The sequence below is a fragment of the Gordonia sp. (in: high G+C Gram-positive bacteria) genome (assembly GCF_049647785.1).
GTDB lineage: Bacteria > Actinomycetota > Actinomycetes > Mycobacteriales > Mycobacteriaceae > Gordonia.
Map to the genome: position 1 here is coordinate 1 of NZ_JBARYI010000018.1, position 22,496 is coordinate 22,496.

Consider the following 22,496-nt stretch of genomic DNA (forward strand, 5'->3'; position numbering starts at 1 on the left):
GACGTGGTGCGGGAACGAACGCATCATGCGAGAAGGGAGGCGAGGCGCCGCACGGCGAATTCGTAGCCCGCGGTGCCGCAACCGGCGATGACGGCGGCGGCGATCGGCGAAATGTACGAATGGTGACGGAAGGTTTCTCGGGCGTGCACATTGCTGATGTGCACCTCGACAATCGGTACTTCGGGGATCACCAGGGCGTCGGCCAGGGCGACGGACGTGTGCGTCCAGCCACCGGGGTTGATGACGATGCCGCTAACCTCACCGCGCGCCGCATGGATCGCGTCGATCATCTCGCCCTCGTGATTGGTCTGCAGCGCACGCACACCGAAATCGAGTTCGGCGGCCACCCGCTCTACCAGCAGCACCACATCCGCAAGGGTGTCGGCACCGTAAACCTCTGGTTGTCGGGCCCCGAGCATGTTCAAGTTGGGTCCGTTGAGCAGCAGGATCGGAAGATTGCCGGTAGCGCCGGTTACTGAGGCCTCAGACATAAGTGCACTCTACTTGGCTTAGGATCAACTGCTGTGCCAGCATTCTCTGTCCGACGCGCTCAGTTAGTCGCCATCGTTGCTGGCATTCTCGGTGTGTTCCTAGCTTTGGCGACCCCGCTTCTGCCGGTTAAACAAACCGTCGCCGAGGTCTCGTGGCCGCAAAATGGCGTCGTCGAATCGGTATCGGCACCCCTATTTTCGTATGCGCCGATCAGCCTGAACGCCGATATTCCGTGTCGGGCGGTCGAATCGCTGCCCGCGGGCGAGTCGGTGCTGCTGTCGACGACGTCGCCATCGGCACCCAAAGCCTCCGACCGTGGCCTGTTTGTTCGTGTCACCGGGTCGGCAAACCCCAACGTTGAGGTCGTCACCCGGAATATCCCGATCCTGACCGCGCCGCTCTCGGCAGTCACCTCGGACCGGTGCGAGCGCATCGAGATCCGCGCCTCCGCGAGTGAAGTCAGCGCGACGTTCGTCGGCCTCACCGACGCGGCGGGCGACGAAATGACCGCGGCCACCGGCAGTGGCGACATCCCCGGTGGAGATCAGCGGCCACAGGTCACCGGCCTGTTCACCCAGTTGACGGGCCCCGCCGCCAGCTTGCCGGGCCTCACCGCGCACATGGTGATTGACTCCCGCTACAGCACGGCACCCACGCTCACGAAATGGCTGGCGATTGTTTTTGGGATCCTGTGCACGCTGATGGCGTTGGCGGCCCTGGCCCGCCTCGACGCCACTGACCGCCGCGGACACCGCCGGATTTTCCCGGCCCGCTGGTGGCGCCTCAACTCTCGCGACTACACCGTCATCGGGTTGTTGGCCCTGTGGCACATGATCGGACCTAATACTTCCGACGACGGCTACCTGATGACGATGTCGCGGGTGGCGCAGAGCAGTGACTACACGGCCAACTACTTCCGCTGGTTCGGCGCACCGGAAGCGCCTTTTGGCTGGTACTACGAAATTTTCGGACTCCTCAGCCATGTCACCGTTGCCAGTCCCTGGATGCGACTGCCCGCGCTGGCCTGCGGAATCATCAGTTGGCTGATTATCAGTCACGAAATTCTGCCGCGGATTGGGCGTGCCGCTCGAGTGCGGGCAGCGGTGCCGTGGACGGCGGCCGCCGTGTTCCTCGTCGCCTGGTTCCCCTTCAACAATGGGCTGCGCCCCGAGCCGATTATCTGCCTCGGTGCCCTCCTCACCTGGTGTTCGGTTGAGCGGTCCATCGCGACGGGCCGCCTCCTGCCCGCCGCGGTTGCCTGCACGGCCGGCGCATTCAGCATCGCCGCAGGCCCCACCGGGGTGCTGGCCGTTGCCGCCCTCGTCGCTGGCGCGCGCCCCATGTTCCTGGCGTTACGCAAGCGCGCCATCGAGGTCAACGCGCTCACCGGGCGCGGCTCGTTCACCGCCTACCTCAGCCTGGTGGCACCGATCGTCGCGGCGGGCACGTTTGTCATTTTCGTCGTCTTCTCCAAGCTCACGTTAAGTGCCTTCAGCGAAGCGTCCGCCATGAAGACCGCCCTTGGACCGTCGCTGAACTGGTACAACGAGATCGACCGCTACTCATCGCTGTTCGCGTTTTCGGCCGACGGTTCCATCGCTCGCCGGTTTACCGTCGTCGCGATGGTCCTCAGCATGACGATCGCCGGGGCGGTCCTTATCCGAAAGTCACGCATCCCCGGCACGGCACTGGGACCGGCTCGACGCATCGTCGGCATCACCTTCGGTTCGCTGCTGTTTTTGATGTTTACGCCAACCAAGTGGACGCACCACTTCGGTGTCTTCGCCGGGCTGGCGGCGGCCCTCGCCGCGCTGGCGACGATTGCCGCCAGCGCGCAGTCCACGCATTCGCGGCGCAATCGGACCGTCGCCGGTGCCCTGGTGTTGTTCACCCTCGCCCTGTCACTGACCGCGCCCAACTCGTACTACTACGCCTCAGCCTGGGGTATGCCGTGGGGCACCTCCCAGGTCGCGATCGCGGGAGTCCCACTCGGCGACATTCTGCTGTACGCGGCCCTCGCTCTGCTCGCACTGGCACTGTGGTTCCACTTCCGGGAACCCTTCGCCGGTACCGATCCCCAGCCCGCGCCGGCTCGCGACCAATCACGCCTGCACCGCACCGCCACTTCTGCAACGCGCGTCGTCGCTGCGGCACCACTCGGGATCGCCGCCGGGGCCGTGGTGGTCTTCCTCGTGTGGACGGCGGCCATGACCGGGGTCCACCAGAGCGAATCGTTCTCGGTGCCGCGATCGAACTTCGCCGCTCTGGCCGGTAAGCCCTGCGGCATGGCCGACAAAGTCCTCGTCGAATCCGATCCCAGCCAGTTCCTCCTCGAACCGGTCGACAAGACCCTGCCCAACCCGCTCGCCGGATCGTCGACACCATCGCCCACTGACCCCGATCATCGACCGACCAGCGGTTTCACCCCGGACGGTATCCCCGACAGTGTCGATACCAAGGCTCCGTCTGGGGCCTTCGGCGTCCTCGCGCGCGACACCGCCATCAACCCCGACCTGCTGATCGCGAACAGCGGCGGCACCGGCGGCGGAACCACCACCTCCGCGGGTATCAACGGCAGCCACGCCGAGCTGCCCTTCGAGCTCGATCCCGCGCGCACGCCGGTGTTGGGTAGTTACAACGCCGACGAGCAGACCCCGTCGACCCTGACCTCGGGTTGGTACCGTCTGCCCGCCGACTGGCGCGACCGCCCGCTGCTGTCCCTGTCTGCCGCTGGCCTCTTTGCGCCGTCGAACCTGAAGTTGCAGTACACCGATCAGGAGTTGACGCCCGGCATCAAGGACAACTCAATCGTGCCGACAGGCTCGATCGGGCTGATCGATCCGGGACCGCGACCGTCGTGGCGCAACGTCCGCATTGATACCGCTTCGCTCCCGAAAGACTTGACGGCCGTCCGCATTGTCGCCACCGACTACGATCTCGCCGCCGACCATTTCATTGTTGTCACCCCGCCCCGACTGCCGCAGATGCAGACCCTGCAGGAAGTGGTTGGTTCCGAAGCACCGACGCACGTGGACTGGACGTCGGGCCTTTTTGTGCCATGTCAACGGCCGTTCAATTTCCATGCGGGCGTAACCGAGATCCCCGAGTGGCGCATCCGGCCCGGTGCCGACCTCGCCGCGGTTAGCGCATGGCAGAGCGCACTCGGCGGCGGTCCGCTCGGCTGGCTCGAGGTATCGCAGCGCGCCAACACGGTCGCGACGTACCTGTCCGACGACATTGGCCGCGACTGGGGTGCCCTCGAACGGTATTCCTCGTACGACGACGCGGTTCCCGCGACCATCGACTACAGCGAAGTGGTTCGCAGCGGCCTCTGGAGTCCCGCGCCGATCCGGTACTGAGGTAACGCGTTCCTCGGGACCAAGCAACTCCAGGTTTGGGTCTGTTTGCGTCGAGTCGACTAACGTCAGAGGGCGTGCCAGACGCGACACCGACTTCACCCGACACCGTGACCGACCGCAGGTCGAGCCCACTGACGGCTTCGACCGCTCGAATCGTTGCGGCTGTAGCCGGGGTGATCGCCGTTTTAGCGGCACTCGCCACCCCGCTGTTGCCAGTTGAGACATCGGCGGCCACCATTTCGTGGCCGCAGGGACAGTCCTTGAACTCGGCAGATCCGTCGATCGTCGCACCGCTGATCGCGCAGACTGCTCAGCAGGTCGATGTCACGATTGCCTGCAGCGTGCTCGCCGACGTCAAGACCAATGGCACCATCCTGTCGAGCATGCCGCCCGGTGCGCAGCGCGCCGCCAACAAGGCCTTGACCGTTACCGCGAATGACGCAAACATCACCGTGCTGTTCCGCAGCAATGTCGCGGCTGTCGCCTCGCGTGCCGACATTGCGGCAGGCAAATGCACCAATTTGCGGATCTTCTCCGGGCCCACCGCGACGGGTGCCGAGTTCGTCGGGATCGCGCCGCCCAAATTGCTCGAAGCCGACAAGCGGCCGCAGATCGACGGTCTGTACACGACGCTGACGACCGCCCAGGTCAAGGCTGCGGGCGACGGTATCCGCGCCCGGATTGTCGTTGATAACCGCTACGAGTCGCACGCTTCGCCCCTTAAGACCCTCGCCATCATCGTCGCCGTCCTGGCCACCTTGATCGCACTGTTCGCACTGTGGTGCCTCGATCGTCTCTTCGGCTACCGCGGCGGCCTGGCCCAGCGGACCGGTTCGTTCTTCTCCCGCATCCGGATCCGACTGTCGGACCTGGCGGTGGGCGGTGTCCTCATCCTGTGGACGTTTATCGGTGCCGGCGCGCCCGACGACGGCTACATCCTCAACATGGCCCGCACCTCGGGCGATGCCGGATATCTGTCGAACTACTACCGGTTCTACGGCATCGCCGAGGCACCGTTTGACTGGTACTACAGCTTCCTCGCCCTGTGGGCCAAGATCTCTCCGACGATCCTGTGGATGCATTTGCCGCAGCTTGTTGCCGGTATCGCATCGTGGATCCTGATTTCCCGAGTGGTGCTCCCCCGACTGCTCGACGTGGCCCGTACCGCCACCACCAAACTCGAGCGTCATACGGCGTCGTCGTGGGCGGCGTGGACTGCCGGTGCCGTTTTCCTCTCGTTCTGGCTTCCGTTCTGTTCGGGCCTGCGCACCGAGGCGATCATTGTGCTCGGTTCGTTGTTGACCTGGTGGGCCACCGAGGTCGCGATTAGCCGCAAACGCATGCTGCCCGCAGCTCTCGCCGCTACGACCGCCGGTTTCACCTTGGCCTTGGCGCCGCAGGGCATCGTGGGTGCCGCGATCTTGCTGGTTGCCGCCCGACCGATGCTGCACGTGCTGGTCGACCGTCGCCGCGAGGCTGGTCTGGCTGCCCTCCTCGCCCCGATTGCTGCCGCCGCGACCATCGTCGCAGTGGTGGTTTTCCGGGATCAGAGCATCATGAATGTCCTTGAGGCGATGAAGATCCGGTACCAGACCGGGCCCATTGTGCCGTGGCATCAAGAGTTCCTGCGGTACTACTTCCTGTCGGTCGGCACGCCCGACGGTGCTCTGGCCCGTCGTATCCCGGTGCTGCTAGCCTTTGTTGCCGCCTTCATCGTGGCCGCGGTCCTGCTGCGTCGCGGTGGCATCAAGGGGGTTGCGACGGCTCCCGCATGGCGGTTGATCGGCGCGTTCGGTGTCAGCTTGCTGCTGCTGTTCGCAACCCCGATTAAGTGGACCATCCAATTTGGTGTCCTCACCGGCTTCGGTGCGGCCATGGCCGGGCTTGCTGCCATTGCGATCGCGCAGAGCAGCGCGCGATCGTTGCGGAACCTCTCGGCGTTGACCGCCGGTTTGCTGTTTGCCCTGGCGTTCGCCTCAGCGGGCACCAACGCCTGGCCGTACGCCTACAACCTGGGCATTCCGTGGTTCAATATCGCGCCTGTGGTCGCGGGTATCGAAGTCTCGTCGATCCTGCTGGCGTTGGCTGTGGCCGCGGTCGCGGTGACCCTGTGGCTGCATTTGCGCTCCGACTACACCACCAACAGGGGCTTGGCCCACCATCCCGAGGGTGCCCCCGATTCGCCTGCGGACCGTCGTCGGATCGCGATTGCGTCGACCCCGCTGATGGTGATCGCCGCACTCATGGTCGCTGCCACTTTGATCGCCTTTGGCCGGGCCGTGGTGCTTCGTGCCCCGGCTATGACGGTGGCCAGCAACAATGTCGACGCGCTGCGCGGTCAGCCGTGCGCGATGGCCGACCAGGTGCTTGCTGAACCCGATCCGAACGCCAATATGTTGACCCCCGCAGACGGAAAGTCGGCAACTGCCGCCCTCACCGGCACCAAGTCCGTCGGTTTCACCCCCGACGGGATTCCGTCCGACCTGACGCCCGACAATCGCAACGCCCGCGCGGGACAGATGCACGTCGGCGGCTCCACGTCGAAGCCGTTTAACATCATCGGCGGCCTCGGCGCTGGCACCACCGGCGGTAAAGGCCCGGAGACGATTAACGGCTCAACGGCCCTGCTGCCGTTCGACTTGGATCCCAAGAAAACACCGGTGCTTGGCAGTTACGGTTTCGGTGCCAACGCGCATCTGACGACCGGATGGTACGACCTTCCGGCCCGGGACGCCTCGCCGATCATTGCCTTCGCCACGGCCGGAGCCGTTTCGACGATCAACGCCGACGGGGTGCCAACCTACGGTCAGAAGCTGGTTGTCCAGTTTGGCACCAAAGCCGCCGACGGCACGTTTACCCAAGTCGGTGGCGACGTGATCCCTGTCGATCCCGGACCCGTGATCCCCAACCGGCCATGGCGAAATCTGCGCGTCCCGATGACTGCGGTACCGGCAAAGGCCGAGGTGATGCGCCTGGTTCTTGACGACACCAACCTCGGACCGATGCAGTTCATCGCTATCACGCCGCCGCGTGCCCCGAAGCTGCAGACCTTGCAGGAACTGGTGGGCTCCGACGACCCGGTGCTCATCGACTTCCCCGTTGCCGCGCATTTCCCGTGCCAGCGTCCCCTCGCAATCACGCACGGTGTGGCCGAGGTCCCCGACTGGCGCATCCTGCCCGATTACGTGATGGCGAACTCGCAGTCGAAGACGTGGATGGCTGCCAATTCCGGTGGCCTCCTTTCGATCAGTGAGTCGACGACGTCGTCGGTGACCGTGCCGACCTATCTCCGAGATGATTGGCATCAGGACTGGGGTTCCCTTGAAAAGCTGACGTCGTTGAGTCCTGACGCCACCGTCGCCACCGTCGACACGTCCGCAGTTTCGACTTGGGGCTGGTCGCGGACCGGTTCGATCCGGGTGGAGCCAACTAAATGAGTGAGCAGAACGGGAAGCAAACCCAGGTGAGCGCAACCGAAACCACATCTACCGGACCGACCGGCCGGTGGAAGTTGCTGAAGGCGAACAACTATCGCAATGCCAAACTCTTGGCCGCGATTGCCGGTGTCCTCGGTTTTGTCTTAGCGGTGTTGACACCGTTGATGCCGATCAATCAGAAGACCTCCGAACTGCATTGGCCGCAGAACAACACGATCGGCAACGTGACTGCGCCCATGGTTGCGTTTGTGCCGACCGAAGTTGACCTGTCGGTGCCGTGCTCGCTCGCCAAGGAACTCCCGGCCGCTGGCGGCGTCCTGCTGTCGACGGTGCCGCGCCAAGGCAAGCAGGCGAGCGCTCGCGCCGTCTTCGTCAGCGCCACCGACAAGTCGTTGAGCATGATTGTTCGCGACGTCGTTCTGCTGTCGACCGACCGCAGCGCGCAGAACAATCCGAACTGCCGCTTCGTCATGAAGGGCGACGGCGAAGGCGTTACCGCCGCTATCGAGGGCATTGCGCCCGGCGACGCGACGTCGTATCGCGTAGACGATCCGGATATGCGCCCGCAGATTATCGGCGTCTTCTCCGACCTTCCGGCCGACGCCCCGCGCGACGGGCTGTCGTTGAATGCAACCGTCGACACTCGCTTCATTAACTCCCCGACCCCGCTGAAGTTGGCGGCCATCATTGTCGGCATCATCGCGACCATCCTGTCGCTGCTCGCGTTGGGACTGCTCGACGCCCGTGACGGCCGCGGCCACAAGCGCTTCCTGCCCGCCGGTTGGTTCACCATCCGCGGACCGGACGTAGCCGTGTTTGTGGTTCTCGCCGCTTGGTGGTTGATCGGCGGCAACACGTCCGACGACGGCTACAACATCACCGTTGCTCGCATTACCGAAGAAGCCGGGTACGCGGACAACTACTTCCGCTACTTCGGTGTGCCACAGGACCCCTTCGGTTGGCACTTCCAAGTGTTGTCGTGGATGACGAACATTTCGGTCGCCACTCCGTGGCTTCGACTGCCCTCGCTCCTGCTGGGCCTGCTCGGCTGGTGGTTGATCAGCCGCGAAGTACTGCCGCGCCTCGGTCGTGCAGTCCGGAACAGTCCGGCCGCCGTCTGGACCGGTGCGATGGTGTTCCTCACCATTTGGATGCCGTACAACAACGGTATTCGGCCCGAACCCGCCGAAGCTGTTGGCGCCCTGCTGACCTGGTGCTGCGTTGAGCGTGCGATCGCCACCCGACGGCTACTGCCGTTCGCGATTGCCGCGATCACCGCGGCTTTCACCTTGGCTCTCGCGCCCGGTGGGTTGATGGCGGCCGCAGCCCTGGTCGCTGGTTTGCGCGGTGTCGTCAAGGCGATTGTCGACCGCCGCCAACGCGACGGCCTGCTCCCGATGATCGCGCCGGTGGCGGCAGCGGGCACCGCGGTGCTCTACATGATCTTCTACTCGCAGGCCCTTGCGCCGCTGCTGGAAGGCAACAAGGTCGCGACCGAAGTCGGTCCCACCGAGCAGTGGTGGCAGGAGCCGGTTCGCTACTACTACCTGATTCTGCAGACGGGCGACGGCACGTTCCCACGTCGCTTCGGCATCCTAATGATGATCTTGGCGCTGGTCGTGGCGATTTTCCGGTTGGCTTCGCGCCGGTCGCCGAACGGTATCGCCCGCGCCCCGATGTGGCGGTTGATTGCCGTCATCATCGGCACCATGTTCTTCACGTCGTTTACCCCGACCAAGTGGACGCACCACTTCGGTATCTACGCGGGTATCGGCGCGGCACTGTGCGCGGCCGTGGCAGCGATGATGGCGCCCGCGCTGCTGCGGTCACGTCGCAACCGCGCGTTCTTCGCCTCTGCCGTACTGCTCGTGACAGCCGTATCCGCGGCAGGCACCAACATGTGGTGGTACGTCGGTAGCTACGGCATCCCCTGGTGGGACCGTCCGGTAGCGCTGGCAGGCATCAAGCTCAGCTGGATCGTGCTGCTGGCCGCCCTAATCGCCGCGGCCGTCGGCCTCTGGTACCACTTCCGGGACGACTACGTCGACGAAGCGACTCGGACCGAAGCTCATCGCAAGGGACTGTCGAAGCTGAAGGTGTCGCCGCTGCCGGTGATCGCTGGCCTCCTGGTGCTCTTCATGCTGGGCTCGTTCGCGAAGGGTGCTTGGGAGCAGCGCGACAGTTGGTCGTGGACGAAGTCGAATATCCGCGCCCTCACCGGCAACGAGTGCGGTTTGGCTAACGATGTTCTCGTCGAACCGGACCCGAACAAGACGCTGCTGAAACCGGCCGCCGTTAACGGCAGGCCCGCGCCATCACCGTTCCGTGCGCTCGCTGGTGAGAATGTTGGGTTCCGGCCCGACGGTATCCCGGCGGGTACCTACATCGATCCGTTGGAGGAGAAGCGTTCCGGGTCCGACGAGGAATCCGATCCGTCGCTCGCACCGCCGACCGCCGGTGGCGGTTCGGCAACCGACGACGGAACCGGGACCGACACCGACGAGGCACAGGAGTCCGGTGCGGAGGAAGCTGCCGAGCCAGCGGAGAAGGCGACTACGGTCCGTCTTCCGTTTGGACTCAACCCGGCAACGACGCCGGTCTTGGGTAGCTATGGCGCTCAGGGCGTGAACTCGGTAACCACCGACTGGTACGACCTCGGCTTTGACGCTGGCAGCGCACCCGAGGACAAGCCGCTCCTGACGGTTGCCGCGGCCGGTTCCATCGAGTCCATTAACGGCTTGCGGGCAGTCACTCCGGGCCGTCACCTGGTGGCCCAGTTTGGTCGACGCGACGCCAGCGGCAAAGTTGTCCCGCTGGGTGTGGCCCTCATGCCGACCGACGCGATGGAGCAAACCTACTGGCGCAACATGCGTTTCGCGCTGAAGGATGCGCCGCCCCGCGCGAACGTGGTGCAGCTCAAGGTGGTCGACGATGCGGCTGCCGTCAGCGAGTGGGTGGCGTTTACGCCGCCGCGTGTGCCGTCATTGCAGACTTTGCAGAGTGTTGTCGGCAGTACCGATCCGGTGTTTATCGACTGGATGCCCGGGCTCGTGTTCCCGTGCCAGCGGCCGATGGCTGTCAGCTACGGCATCCTTGAGGTGCCCGACTGGCGCATCATGCCCGACGCTGACGCGACGAAGCGCAATTCACAGACGTGGTCGGACGGCGTGAACGGTGGCCCGCTCGGCATCACCGACGGACTCCTTCACGGCACCCTGGTTCCGACTTACCTGCGCAACAATTGGGGCCGCGACTGGGGTGGCTTGGAGCGCTACACGATGGTCGTAGATGCACAGCCCGCCGAGATGGTGCACGGCACCCACACGGTCAGCGGCCTGTACAACCCCGCCCCTATGCGGTCGATCGGCTACTGATCGAGACGCGAACGCACTCCTAGATCTGAAGTTCGCCCATCTCGCCCCAACCGTCGCCGTCGACCTGGCGGGAAACGATCTTCGGGGTCGACACCAGGTGGGGGCGCATCGCTTCGAGGCCTTTCGCGAAGTGGTCGCTGGAGACGTGCGGGCCGGCACCGTCGTCGGTGAACGCTTCAACCAAGACGTACTCGTTCGGGTCTTCGACGCTGCGCGACCAGTCGAACCACAGGTTCCCGGGCTCGGCCCGGGTCGCGGCCGTGAAGTCGGCGACGATGGCTGGCCACGTCTCCGCGCTCTCGGGCTTGACCTGGAATTTGACGACGATGAAGTACATGAATTTTCCCTTCGACAACGGTAGCGTCCGCTCAGTTCATCATTGTGGCAATCAGCCGACCGCGGTACCGACCAATAGACCGATACCGTAGGTGACCGCCATCGCGAGGCTGCCACCGATCACCATGCGGATGGTCGGACGCCACGGGGACGACTGCCCCAGGTAGGCACCCATTGCCCCGGTGAGTGCCAGTGCGACGACCACCGTCACGAAAGTGACCGGGATACGCCACGATTCGGGTGGCAGCAGGATCGCTGCCAGCGGCAGCAGCGCGCCAACCGTAAACGAGACCGCCGAGGAAAAGGCCGCCTGCCACGGGTTCGCGAGGTCGTGGGGGTCGATACCGAGTTCGGACTCACTGTGGGCGGCAAAGGCATCCTTTGCCGACACTTCGGCGGCGGCCTGCTCTGCCGTGGCCCGGCTCATGCCCTTCGACTCGTAAATGTCGGCGAGTTCGGCCAGTTCGGCGACGGGCTCGTTGTCGAGTTCCCACCGCTCCTTGGCAAGGAGAGCTGCCTCCGTGTCGCGCTGAGTGCTGACAGAGACATACTCGCCGAGCGCCATCGATACCGCGCCAGCAGCCAATCCGGCGATACCCGCAGTGAAGACCGGCCCGCGTGCCGCGGTGGTCGCGGCAACCCCGACGACGATGCCCGCCGTCGACACGATCCCGTCGTTGGCACCGAGCACTCCGGCCCTCAACCAGTTCAGCCGACCAGCAAGATTATTGGCGTGCGGTTCATGGCCATGCACTGCGTCGTCAGTAGTCACTCGCCCAGTGTTGCCGAAGGCCCAATGGCCCGGCAAGCGTCTAACTGGGAAGTCGCTGGGAATTTGCGGGCAGGTCGTTTCGGACGCAGCCGTGACGCGCGAGCGACCGTAAAGTCTTGCGAATGGATACCATCAACGGGTTGCCTGCCCACCCGCTGCTCGTGCACTTCGTCGTGGTCGCTGTGCCTGTCGCGGCACTCGTGGCAATTGCTATCGCCGCTTGGCCGCGAGCACGGCAAGCTTTGGGAGCCTTCCCGTCTCTGCTCGCTCTCGTCACGCTGATTGCCGTACCGATTACCACTAGCGCGGGCGAATCGCTCGAGAAGACCCTTCCGGAAACGCCGCAGTTGCAGCGTCACGCCGAGTTGGGTGACGAACTGATCCTGGCCGTCGGGCCGCTGTTCGGTCTCGTCGCACTGCTGTACCTGCTGCAGCTACCTGCCGTGACAGCACGACTACCGCTGTCCGAATCGGCCCTCAAGTGGCTCGACGTGACGGTGCGCGTAGCAACCGTCGCCGCCGCTATCGCCGCCCTCATCATGGTGGTCTTGGCCGGCGATAGCGGAGCGAAATCAGTCTGGGGCTAGTCCCTGAGTTAGATCGGCATCAGGAAGTGCTTGCGCGGGTTGCGCAGCACTTCCTTGTCGCGCAGTTGCGCGAGCGCCTTCCGCAACTGCAGGCGGGTTTCGGCTGGTTCGATGACGGCGTCAATGTAGCCGCGCTCGGCAGCCAGGTAGGGCGTCGCCATCATCGCGTTGTAGAACGCGATGAAGTCTTGACGCACCTTGTCGGCATCGTTCGCGGACATGCCTTCGGTCTGGCGGCGGGTCAGGACGGCGGCAGCCGACTCCGCACCCATCACCGCAATCTTGGCGGTGGGCCAGGCAAAGTTGATGTCGGCACCGAGCTGCTTGGAACCCATCACCGCGTACGCGCCACCGTAAGCCTTACGCAGGACGACGGTGATTTTCGGGACGGTCGCTTCGACGTAGGCGAACAGGAACTTGCCCGACCGTCGAATCGTGCCTTTCTGTTCCTCCACCAGGCCGGGAAGGATGCCGGGTGTATCGACGAGGAAGACGAGCGGAATGTTGTATGCATTGCAGGTGCGGACGAAGCGAGTCGCCTTCTCTGACGAGTCGGTGTCAATCGTGCCCGCCATGACGTTCGGTTGATTCGCGACAACGCCGACGCTGCGGCCGTCAATGCGCGCGTACCCGGTCAGGATGTTCGGCGCGAACAGTTCGGATACCTCGTGGAATGCACCATCGTCGAAGAGTCGGATGATGATGTCGCGCATGTCGTAGCCGGCATTGTCGTTGTCGGGCATGAACGTGTTGAGTTCCAGGTCCGACTCGGTGACCTCGGGTTCGAGACCCGGGTTGATGACCGGCGGCTGTTCGTGGGCACTCGACGGCATGTACTCGAGGTACTCGCGCACCCACGCGAACGCGGCGGCTTCATCGGCTGCCACGTGGTGGATGTTGCCCCAGAGCGCCTGGTTGTGGGCGCTACCCAAATCTTCGGCGGAAATCTCTTCACCGGTGGTCTGCTTGATGACGTCGGGCCCGGTGACAAACATGTAGCTCTTGTCCTCGACCGCAACCAGGATGTCCGTGTTGGCCGGGGTGTAGACGGCGCCGCCTGCACATTTACCCAGGATCACGGAGACCTGCGGCGACAGACCCGACAGCAGGTCGTTGCGTCGTCCCATCTCCGCGTACCAGGCGAGTGAGGTGACGGCATCTTGGATGCGGGCGCCTGCCGAGTCGTTGATGCCGACCATCGGGCAGCCGAGCTTGCCCGCCCACTCCATCAGCGCCGACACCTTGCGGCCAAACATTTCGCCGACGGTGCCGCCCATGACGGTCTGGTCGTGGCTGAAGGCCGCCACGGGACGCCCATTAACCATGCCGTGCCCGGTGACGACGCCGTCGCCGTAGCCGGTGTCGCCCGCGCCGGGCATCTTCGCCAGCGCACCGACCTCGACGAACGTGCCGGGATCGAACAGCAACTCCAGCCGTGCGCGCGGCGAAAGGATGCCCTTCTTTGCGCGCTTGGCGACGGCCGCGTCACCTCCGGGCTCCTTGGCGAGTTCGAGCTTCTCGCGCAGGTCCGCCAGCTTGGCAGCAGTTGTCTCGATCCGAGCAGTTTCAGTCACAGCAGTCCCATCCGCAGCAGTCGTTTCAGTCACTCGTCTACAGTCTTTCCGTCACTTCTGCGTCTTGATTTCGGCCATACGACGAGTCAGGTCGGCTCCGACCTTCGCAACGTACGGCTCGTCGACGATGGCCAGGTGGTCGCCGCCAATGTGGATGATCTCAAGATCGTCCACTACTTCGCCCCAACGACCGTCCTCGTCGATCTCGGCCCACTGCGGCTCAAGCTCGATAGCGCCGTCGTGCATTTTGTCCGCGCGGTACAGGATCACCTTGCCGTCGTACGACGTCGGATTGATCTCGGTGAGCGCACGGTTGTCGAGGAACGACGTCCGCTGGTGCTCGATGATGCCGCCGGGGATCTTGGTTCCCGACATCGCCATCATTTCGGCGATGATCGCGAACTGTTCGTTGTCGTCGGCGGCGACGAGGCGATCCATCGGGATCGGCACGTCTTCGTCAAGCCCGTAGGTCTTGATCGCGAACGCCTTCCAGCGTTCGAGGCGAGCCCGCTTGTTCTCTTCGGTGTCGGGCACGTCCTTGCTGGGACGGACGACGTCAATGAGGCCAACAAACGCGATCTCGTCGCCTTCCGCGCGGAGCAACTGCGCGGCACCGTAGGCGAGCGCACCGCCCAGCGACCAGCCGACCAGGACATACGGTCCGTGCGGCTGCACTTCACGCAGGCGCGGCATGTACTGACGGACGCGCTCCTCAATGGAACCTTCAACGCGGTCGAAGCCGATCACGGGCTGATCCTCGGGCAGACGCTTCAGGAGCGCCTCGTATGCGGAGGTGTTGCCACCGGCGGGGTGGAACACCAGCATCGGGATCGGGTCACCCGCGGTGGTGTCGAAGCTGTGCTTCGGCTTGCCGTCGGCACCCTTCGGGACGCGCAGGAATCGGAGGAACCCGTCGACATCGGCCGAGGCCTCCATGTGCTGGCGCACATAGTTCGACAGTTCCTCGATGGTCTCCGAGTCGAGGACATCTTCGATGTCGAGGTCACCACCGGTGCGCTCGTTAAGGCGTTCGGTGAGCTTCTCGGCATCGTCCTCGCTGAGGACGGGAAGCTTGTTGAACACGCCGCCCGCCGACTTGCCGGTGACAACCGCGTACACGCCGTAGGTGAGACGCTCGGCCGCGTCGCGCGGCGGCACATCGCTACCGGCGGCTTCGGCGACGGACGCCTGATCCATCATGTCGGTCGGCTGGGCCGGTGCCGCGGCGGCTGCCGGAGCTGCCGTCGGTGCGGGTTCCGGTTCCGGCTCGGGCTTGGGCTCGAGTGCAGGTGCTGTTTCGGGTGCAGTTTCGACCACCGGCGCGGCAACTGGTTCCGGTGCGGGCGCTGCCGCATCCTTTGCCAGTTCCTCGTCGATGTAGGCGTTCAGCGCCGCGGTATCGAGTTCGCCGCCGCCGGTCATCTCTTCTAGCTCGTCGAGCTGGTCGCGGTGCGTCACGGCGAACGCAACAAACTTTTCCACATCTGCCAGGTTGGCTTGCCGCATGGCCTGCAGCTGGAGTTGCGGGATGTCGAACTCATACTCCACACGGTTCTTGATGCGGACCGCCATCAGCGAATCCAAGCCCAGCTCGATCAGCGGAACTTCACGAGGGAGGTCCTCGGGGTCGTACCCCATGGACTCACCGACGATCACGGCGAGGCGATCACCGACGGTCTCGCTCGACTCCGGATCCCACCGATTGCCGATGTCTTCGACGATCTCGTCTTCGACGATGACCTTCTCGTCGACGAACCCGGAAGCCTTTGCCGCCTCGGCGGCTGTCGGCGCAGCGGCCACGGCGGTCTGCGCCGGTGCCACGGCAGCGCCGGTGACGGCAGCTTCGTACAGCAGTGCGTAGTTGCCAGCGGCGTCAGCGTGAACGGCGATTGCCGCACCGCCCGGGTGTCGCGTCAACGTGGTGGTGACAGTGCCGGCCTTCGGGAACTCGGCGGCCTGTTCCACCGCGGCAACCGCGGCGGACGAGCCGAGAATCTGCTTGGCCGCAGCCAGGACCAGTTCGCGCGGGTCACGAACGGCGGAGATGTTCACTTCCCAGGCGTGGCGACCATCGGGCAGCCCAACGTGCGAGCCGGGGACTGTGCTGGCACCGGTGCCGCTGGCGATAGCCGCATCGATCCAGTACGGCTTGCGTTCAAAGCGGGTGCGCGGGATGTTCGCGTAGCGCTGGTCCGGGCCGGTGCCGAAGAGCGACGCGACGTTAACCGGATGGCCATGCACGTACAGCTTCATCAGCGCGTTGACGAGGCCGTAGCTTTCGTCTTCCTTGCGGCGCAGCGTCTCGATGAGCTCGGCGTTATGCACGCCAGCACCGAAGGTGGTGGCGGCAACCGAGATCAGCACTGCCGGGTTCGGTGAGAGTTCAACGAACGTCCGGTGACCAGCCTCCACCGACTTCGCGATGGCCTGCGCGAACCACACGCTGTGGCGCAGGCCCTTCAGGTAGTAATCGATCGTGAAGACGTCGGGGGTGCCCGGCCGGTAGTAGGTCTCGCGGTCCACCGAACTGTAGACGCCGTACTTGAGCTTTTGCGGTTCGATACCGGTGATCTCGTACGAGAGTTCGCCGAGCAGCGGATCCATCTGCGACGTATGGCTAGCGCCCTTGGTCTGCAGCTTGCGACCGAGTTTGCCGTCGGCTTCCGCGCGCGCGACGATCGCGTCGACCTGGTCGACGGGTCCGCCGATGACGGTGTGTGTCGGTGCCGCGTAGACGCAGATTTCCAGATCCGGGAAATCAGTGAGGACGCCGGTGATGTCGTCGGCGCTGTATTCGACGAGGGCCATGTAACGGACGGCATCGCCGGTCAGCATGGCTTCGCCCTCGCCCATCAGGCGGGAACGCTGGCAGATCACGCGGGTGGCGTCTTCCAGCGACAGACCACCGCTGATGTAGGCCGCCGAGGCCTCACCCATCGAGTGCGGAACCAGCACACCCGGCTCGGCACCGAAGTGGCGCATGGTGTCGGCGAGCGCCACCTGGATCGTGTAAATGCCGATCTGGGCGGTCTCGATCTCGTAGGTTTTCTCGTCGTCGAGGAAGATATCGACCATCGAGTAGCCGAGTTCGCGCTGAATAATCGCGTCGACGCGATCGGCGTGCTTGGCGAAGACCGGGTTCTCCAGGTACAGCTGCTTGGCCATCTTGCGGTGCTGCGAACCGAAGCCCGACAGGAGCCACGCGGCCGATGCGGCATCCGGCGCATCGCAGGTGTAAACGAACGGCAGTGCCTTGCCCTCGGCGACGGCACGGACACCCTTGACGGCATCTTCCATAGTGCGGGCCATGACGACCGACCGGGTACGACCGTGGTTGCGATGTGCCAGGGCGCGACCGATCTCCACGAGCGGAGTGGCCTGACCTTCGTCGGACTCGAGCCACTCCAGCAGATCTGCGGCGGCCTTGCGGCGCCGCGAGGCGAGGAATCCGGAGATCACCAGCGGCACCACGGCACCTTCGACGGCGGCGGGGGCAAATCCCGCTGCGGGATCGACCTCGGCGGCTACCACCTCGGCCGGCACCTTGCTGGCCTGCGCGGCCAGGACGGCACGCTCGGCCTCGGTCAAGTACTCGTCGTCATCGTCGTAGTCGTCGCCGGTATGGACGGCGACCGGCTCGACGGCCTCGGCCGCTGACGGCTCCACAAAGTCGGACGGCAGTGCCTCGCGGATGACGAGGTGCGCGTTGGTGCCGCCGAAGCCGAATCCGGAAACACCCGAGATGGCATGACCCGAGTAACGAGGCCAATCGGTGGCCTCGGTGATGACGCGCAGGTTGGTGGCCTCGAACTGAATGTACGGATTGGGTCCGACATAGTTCAGCGACGCAGGCAGACGGTCGTGCTGCATCGACAGCACCACCTTGGCGAGCGCACCGGCACCGGCTGCGGACTCCATGTGGCCGAAGTTGGTTTTGGCCGAACCGAGCAGCATCGGGGCTTCCGGGCGACGACCGCGGCCAACCACGCGGCCGAGCGCATCGGCCTCGATGGGGTCGCCGAGGACGGTGCCCGTGCCGTGGGCTTCCACGTAGTCCACCGTGCGCGGGTCAATGGCGGCGTCGGCGTAAGCCGAACGCAGCACCTGGACCTGAGCTTCGGGGTTGGGGGCAAAGATGCCGTTCGAGCGACCGTCGGAGTTCACCGCCGAACCCGCCACCACGGCGAGGACCGTGTCACCGTCGCGGCGGGCGTCGGCCATCCGCTTGAGAACAAATACGCCGCCACCCTCGGCACGGATCATGCCGTTGGCGTCGGACGAGAAAGCCTTGATGCGACCGTCCTCGGCTTGCGCGCCGATTTGGTCGAAGCCCAACGTGGCGGCCGGAGTCAGCAGCATGTTGACGCCGCCGGCAATAACCACATCGGAATCGCCGTTGCGGAGGCTGCGAACACCCTCGTGCACGGCAACCAGCGACGACGAGCACGCGGTGTCGATCGCGAGTGACGGGCCGTGGAAGTCGAAGAAGTACGACACTCGGTTGGCGATGATCGACGTCGCCGTACCGGTCAGCGCGTAGGCCGCCGTTTCCGACGCGCCTTCACTGAGGCCGAGGGTCGCGAGCATCTGGTAGTCGTTGGTTGACGTGCCCATGAAGACACCGACCTGGCCACCTCGCAGATCGCTTGGCGGAATGTGGGCGTGCTCGAGGGCTTCCCACGTCAGTTCCAGCGCGAGCCGCTGCTGCGGGTCGACGTTCTCAACTTCGCGCGGGCTCATTTGGAAGAAGTCGGCGTCGAATCCCTTGACGTCATCAAGGTAGCCGCCATGCACGTTGCCGTTCTCGATGGCTTCGGCGATGCGCGGGTCGGCCTTGAACTCGAGCCAGCGGTCGTCCGGCAAATCGGAGATGCCGTCGACGCCGGTGATCAGCGTCTCCCACGTAGATTCCGGGGTGTCGCCGGAAGCCGGGAAGCGGGTCGCGAGGCCGACGATGGCGATGTCGTTGTCTGCCGAGCGCTCCCGCTCCCAGAAACGGTCGTCGTCGGCGTCCAGGCCTTCGTCGGGGTCACCCTCGATGATGCGCTTGGCGAGCGAACCGATAGTCGGGTGGTTGTACGCGGCGGTGGCGGTCAGGACGACGCCGCTGTAGTCCTCAACGTCGGCAGCCAAGGCCACCGCATCGCGGGACGACAGCCCAAATTCTTCCATCGGACGGTCATCGGAAATCTGGTCGGCGGGCACGCCCGTCGCCTTCGAGACCCAATTGCGCAGCCAGTCGCGCAAATCTTCCACCGTGAGGTCGCCGACGGTCTCGCCGTTTGAACCGTTGTTCTCAATTTCAGACATTACTAACCAGCCTACCGATCGCGTTACTTGTTATTAGCAAACGAGCCCGGTACGCCACCTCGTGACGTACCGGGCTCACTGCTATGTTCATGCGCCCGCGTCGGGGAACGCCGTCTGCTGGTACCCACCGCGCAAGGTGCCATCAATGTAGGCAGCCTTGGTGGCGCGTCGGGCAATTTTGCCGCTTGACGTGCGCGGGATCGATCCAGCGGGAGCCAACAGCAGGTCCCGAACCATGACACCGTGGCGGCCGGCGACGGCGGCGCGCACCGTATCGGCGACCTCCTGAGCGTCGGTTTTGCGACCCGAGCCGCGCTCAGCAACGATCACCAACTGCTCAGAAGCGTCGTCGGGGTCGTAGCTCAAACCGCTGTGACCGCTCTCGAAAACTTCCTTCGGGAGCTGGTTGGCGGGCACCGCAAACGCTGCGACGAAGCCCGGACGCAGGGCCGTGCTCGACTCCTGCGCGCTGTACTCGAGGTCCTGCGGGTAGTGATTGCGGCCGTCGACGATCACCAGGTCCTTGACGCGACCGGTGATGTACAACTCGTTCTCGTACCAGACACCGAAGTCGCCGGTGCGCATCCACCGGTCCGGCTTGCTGGCACCGATGGTGTGGCTGCCCTCATCGAGCGGCTTGGAGATGACGTTGTGGAACGTTTCGGCAGTCTCTTCGTCCTTGTTCCAGTAGCCTTCGCCGATGTTCAGGCCGTTGAGCCAGATCTCGCCGACGCGACCGTCGGGCATCTCAGCACCGGTCTCTGGGTCGACGATGGCGGCCCACTGGCTCAGTGCGACCTGACCGCACGAAACCTGGGCAACAGCGCCCTCGGCTTCGGGATCAACGGGCACAAATTCGCCAGCGTTCAACCGGTCACGGTCGACATAGTTGACGAGTGCTTCGTTGTCGCGCTGGGTGGCCGACACGAACAGCGTGGCTTCGGCCATGCCATAGCAGGGCTTGATGGCCTTCGGCGACAGCCCGTACGGGCCGAATGCCTCGTTGAACTTGCGCATCGAGCTCACCGTGACCGGCTCGGAACCGTTGATCAGGCCGATGACGTTCGACAGGTCGAGGTCTTCGCCTTCGCGCGGCAGGCCGCGGAGAGCAGCGTGCTCGTAAGCGAAGTTGGGGGCGGCGGCGTAGGTCGGCGCATGGTCGTCGTCCGCGGCGAGTTCGCGGATCCAACGACCGGGGCGGCGGACAAAGGCGAGCGGGCTCATGATGGTGACGTAGCGGCCGCCGAGCGCCGGGAGGATCACCGTCAGCAAACCCATGTCGTGGAACATCGGCAACCAGGTGACGCCGCGAGCATTGCGGTCGATTTCAATCGTGTCGTAAATCTGCAGGCAGTTCGCGGCGACCGCCTCGTAGGTGATCTCGACGCCGGCGGGCACACGGGTCGAACCCGAGGTGTACTGCAGGTAGGCAACCGAGTGGAGGTTGTTGTAGTCGGCGACGGGCGGAACCCAGCTCGATCCAACCGAGTCCGGGACGGCGTCGACGGCGATAACGCGCGGGCGGTCCTTGGCGGGACGATCAGCGAAGAAGTCGCGGACGGCTTCGGCCGACTTGGTCGACGTCAGGATCGCGGCGGGCTGGCAGTCGGCCAGGACGGCGATCAACCGGTCGGTGTGGCCGGGCTCGTCGGGGCTGAACAGCGGCACCGCAATGTTGCTGGCGTACAGCGACGCGAAGAAGCCGATCACGTACTCCAGCGACTGCGGCGCCAAGATAGCGACGCGGTCGCCCGGCTTGGTCACCTGCTGCAGGCGAGCCGCGACAGCGCGCAAGCGCTTGCCGAACTGCGACCAGGTCAGGTCGATACGTTCGCCGTCGCGTTCGCGGCTGAAATCAAGAAACCGGTAGGCGAGGGTATCCGCCTGCTCACGCACGTTGCGCTCGACGTAGTCGACCAGCGTTGCGTCCTCGCTAAAGCGAAGATTGCCGGTCTCGTCAAGGAACTGCTCGAACTCGGTATTCAGCATCCAAAAACTCCTGTATCCGCACTCTCTGCACGGTCTGCGTCACTACTTCCGCACGCGTTCCTTTTCCGACACGCCCGTGTCGTCCCCCCGAACGTACGAAAACCTCGATTAGTTTACTCTCCCCGCAGAAGCGGGATGACGGGCGCAAAGGCGTCCATCTGTGTCGGGAAGATCCCGACGTAACTCATGGTGGTCTGCCGACGAACCTCACGGATCTGATCAGCGATTTCCTCAAAGCTACCGAACGCCAGGTACGGGGACGACAAAATGTCGTCGACCGTCAGCTCCACATCGCGGGCAATGTTGGGCGGGTATCCGCTTTCCAGTGCCTTCAACGCCATCTCGGCGGTCGCGACACGGTCGTCGGTGATGACGATGGTCGCGATGGTCCAGTTCAGTTCGATTTCGTCGAACCGGTCGCCTGCGGCCTGTCGAATCCGGTCGACGCGCTCAATGGTCTTTTCCATTGTCATGTCCGACAGTCGCAGTCGGCCATCGACGGTGGTGCCGGTGGCCACGGAGATAATGTCTGCGTGCTTTGCGGCCAGCGCAAGCATTTTGGGGCCACCGCCGCCAACGGCGATTGGCGGGCGAGGTCCCTGCCGCGGACGGGGGGAACCTTCCAGGCCCTTGATGGTGTAGAACTCGCCGTCGAAGTCGACCGTCTGGCCGCGCATCAGTTGGTCGAGGATGGTCAACGCTTCGTCGAGCTTGCGGATGCGTTCGCCGGGGGTACCGAATTCGATACCGGCCTTGTCGAACTCTTCTTTCATCCAGCCAGCGCCGATGCCTAGTTCAAGCCGACCCTTCGACAGCACGTCGATGGTGGTGGCTTCCTTCGCCAGCAGCGCCGGATGCCGGAAACCGTTTGCGAGCACCGACGTCGCCAGGCGAATCGTGCTGGTGGCCTGAGACAGGGCACCGAGCGCCGCGAGCGGCCCCACCTGGTTGCCCAGGTGATCCGGGATCGCGAAAGTGTCGTATCCGTATTCTTCGGCAGTTTGGGCGAGCTTGACGAATTTACGGGCGCCACCCTCGTCTTTATTGCCTTCGCCGCCCGCACCGAAGCGGAACTTCCGAAGTCCGTCAACGTTATGCGTCGACGAGTCTTGGGCAGTCGTCACGAAGTATCTCTCCTCAATGGTCTGCGGCCGCCGCGTAGCGGGCCCCAACCCGAGAAGGTTATCTCAGGCGGCCGTGTTCCCCAAGCTCAGCGGCAGCGATACGACGCAACTGTGCCGCGGTCGACACCTGCCCACGACCACC

At 64.6% G+C, this 22,496-nt stretch carries 11 protein-coding genes; 4 read left to right on the forward strand and 7 right to left on the reverse strand.

All coding sequences use genetic code 11. The features are described 5' to 3' along the window. Positions 1–23: 23 nt before the first annotated feature. The gene (gene aroQ / locus WBA38_RS02140; protein ID WP_424321939.1) at positions 24–491 is read right to left on the reverse strand and encodes a type II 3-dehydroquinate dehydratase; all 468 of its coding nucleotides are present in this window, start codon (positions 489–491) and stop codon (positions 24–26) included. Between the two features lie 33 nt (positions 492–524). Here aroQ and WBA38_RS02145 point away from each other — a divergent pair, with 33 nt between their 5' ends. From WBA38_RS02145 to WBA38_RS02155, 3 genes are all read left to right on the forward strand, one after another. After that, complete coding sequence (locus WBA38_RS02145; RefSeq protein ID WP_424321940.1) at positions 525–3,851, forward strand: arabinosyltransferase domain-containing protein; 3,327 nt, start codon at positions 525–527, stop codon at positions 3,849–3,851. 74 nt (positions 3,852–3,925) lie between these two features. After that, positions 3,926–7,288 (forward strand): arabinosyltransferase domain-containing protein, encoded by a 3,363-nt coding sequence (locus tag WBA38_RS02150; protein ID WP_424321941.1) that lies wholly within the window; start codon positions 3,926–3,928, stop codon positions 7,286–7,288. Further along, on the forward strand, positions 7,285–10,662 hold the full coding sequence (locus WBA38_RS02155; RefSeq protein WP_424321942.1) for an arabinosyltransferase domain-containing protein: 3,378 nt from the start codon (positions 7,285–7,287) through the stop codon (positions 10,660–10,662). The genes WBA38_RS02150 and WBA38_RS02155 overlap by 4 nt, the downstream gene beginning before the upstream one ends. A 19-nt stretch (positions 10,663–10,681) precedes the next feature. Here the strand turns inward: WBA38_RS02155 and WBA38_RS02160 are convergent, their stop codons facing one another. Next, positions 10,682–10,999, reverse strand: coding sequence for a putative quinol monooxygenase (locus WBA38_RS02160; protein ID WP_424293702.1), 318 nt, complete (start codon positions 10,997–10,999; stop codon positions 10,682–10,684). Positions 11,000–11,050: 51 nt separating this feature from the next. Further along, positions 11,051–11,770, reverse strand: coding sequence for a VIT1/CCC1 transporter family protein (locus tag WBA38_RS02165; RefSeq protein WP_424293703.1), 720 nt, complete (start codon positions 11,768–11,770; stop codon positions 11,051–11,053). A gap of 122 nt (positions 11,771–11,892) precedes the next feature. Between WBA38_RS02165 and WBA38_RS02170 the strand changes: the two genes are divergently transcribed. Then, complete coding sequence (locus tag WBA38_RS02170; protein WP_424293704.1) at positions 11,893–12,357, forward strand: DUF2231 domain-containing protein; 465 nt, start codon at positions 11,893–11,895, stop codon at positions 12,355–12,357. A gap of 8 nt (positions 12,358–12,365) precedes the next feature. On the opposite strand, the gene WBA38_RS02175 is transcribed toward WBA38_RS02170, so the two are convergent. The 4 genes from WBA38_RS02175 to WBA38_RS02190 form a co-directional block, all read right to left on the reverse strand. Further along, positions 12,366–13,913, reverse strand: coding sequence for an acyl-CoA carboxylase subunit beta (locus WBA38_RS02175; protein ID WP_424321956.1), 1,548 nt, complete (start codon positions 13,911–13,913; stop codon positions 12,366–12,368). Between the two features lie 69 nt (positions 13,914–13,982). Further along, positions 13,983–19,241, reverse strand: coding sequence for a polyketide synthase Pks13 (pks13, locus tag WBA38_RS02180; RefSeq protein ID WP_424321943.1), 5,259 nt, complete (start codon positions 19,239–19,241; stop codon positions 13,983–13,985). Positions 19,242–19,328: 87 nt separating this feature from the next. Beyond that, entirely contained in the window at positions 19,329–21,230 is a 1,902-nt protein-coding gene (fadD32, locus tag WBA38_RS02185; protein ID WP_424296605.1) for a long-chain-fatty-acid--AMP ligase FadD32, read from the reverse strand. 113 nt (positions 21,231–21,343) lie between these two features. After that, complete coding sequence (locus tag WBA38_RS02190) at positions 21,344–22,354, reverse strand: LLM class F420-dependent oxidoreductase (RefSeq protein WP_424296603.1); 1,011 nt, start codon at positions 22,352–22,354, stop codon at positions 21,344–21,346. Positions 22,355–22,496: the final 142 nt, after the last annotated feature.

Excerpts from the sequence above, each read along its gene's own strand:
- WBA38_RS02170 (WP_424293704.1), top strand. The coding sequence starts at position 11,893 with ATGGATACCATCAACGGGTTGCCTGCCCACCCGCTGCTCGTGCACTTC.
- fadD32 (WP_424296605.1), bottom strand. The coding sequence starts at position 21,230 with ATGCTGAATACCGAGTTCGAGCAGTTCCTTGACGAGACCGGCAATCTT.
- WBA38_RS02160 (WP_424293702.1), bottom strand. The coding sequence starts at position 10,999 with ATGTACTTCATCGTCGTCAAATTCCAGGTCAAGCCCGAGAGCGCGGAG.
- WBA38_RS02155 (WP_424321942.1), top strand. The coding sequence starts at position 7,285 with ATGAGTGAGCAGAACGGGAAGCAAACCCAGGTGAGCGCAACCGAAACC.
- aroQ (WP_424321939.1), bottom strand. The coding sequence starts at position 491 with ATGTCTGAGGCCTCAGTAACCGGCGCTACCGGCAATCTTCCGATCCTG.
- pks13 (WP_424321943.1), bottom strand. The coding sequence starts at position 19,241 with ATGTCTGAAATTGAGAACAACGGTTCAAACGGCGAGACCGTCGGCGAC.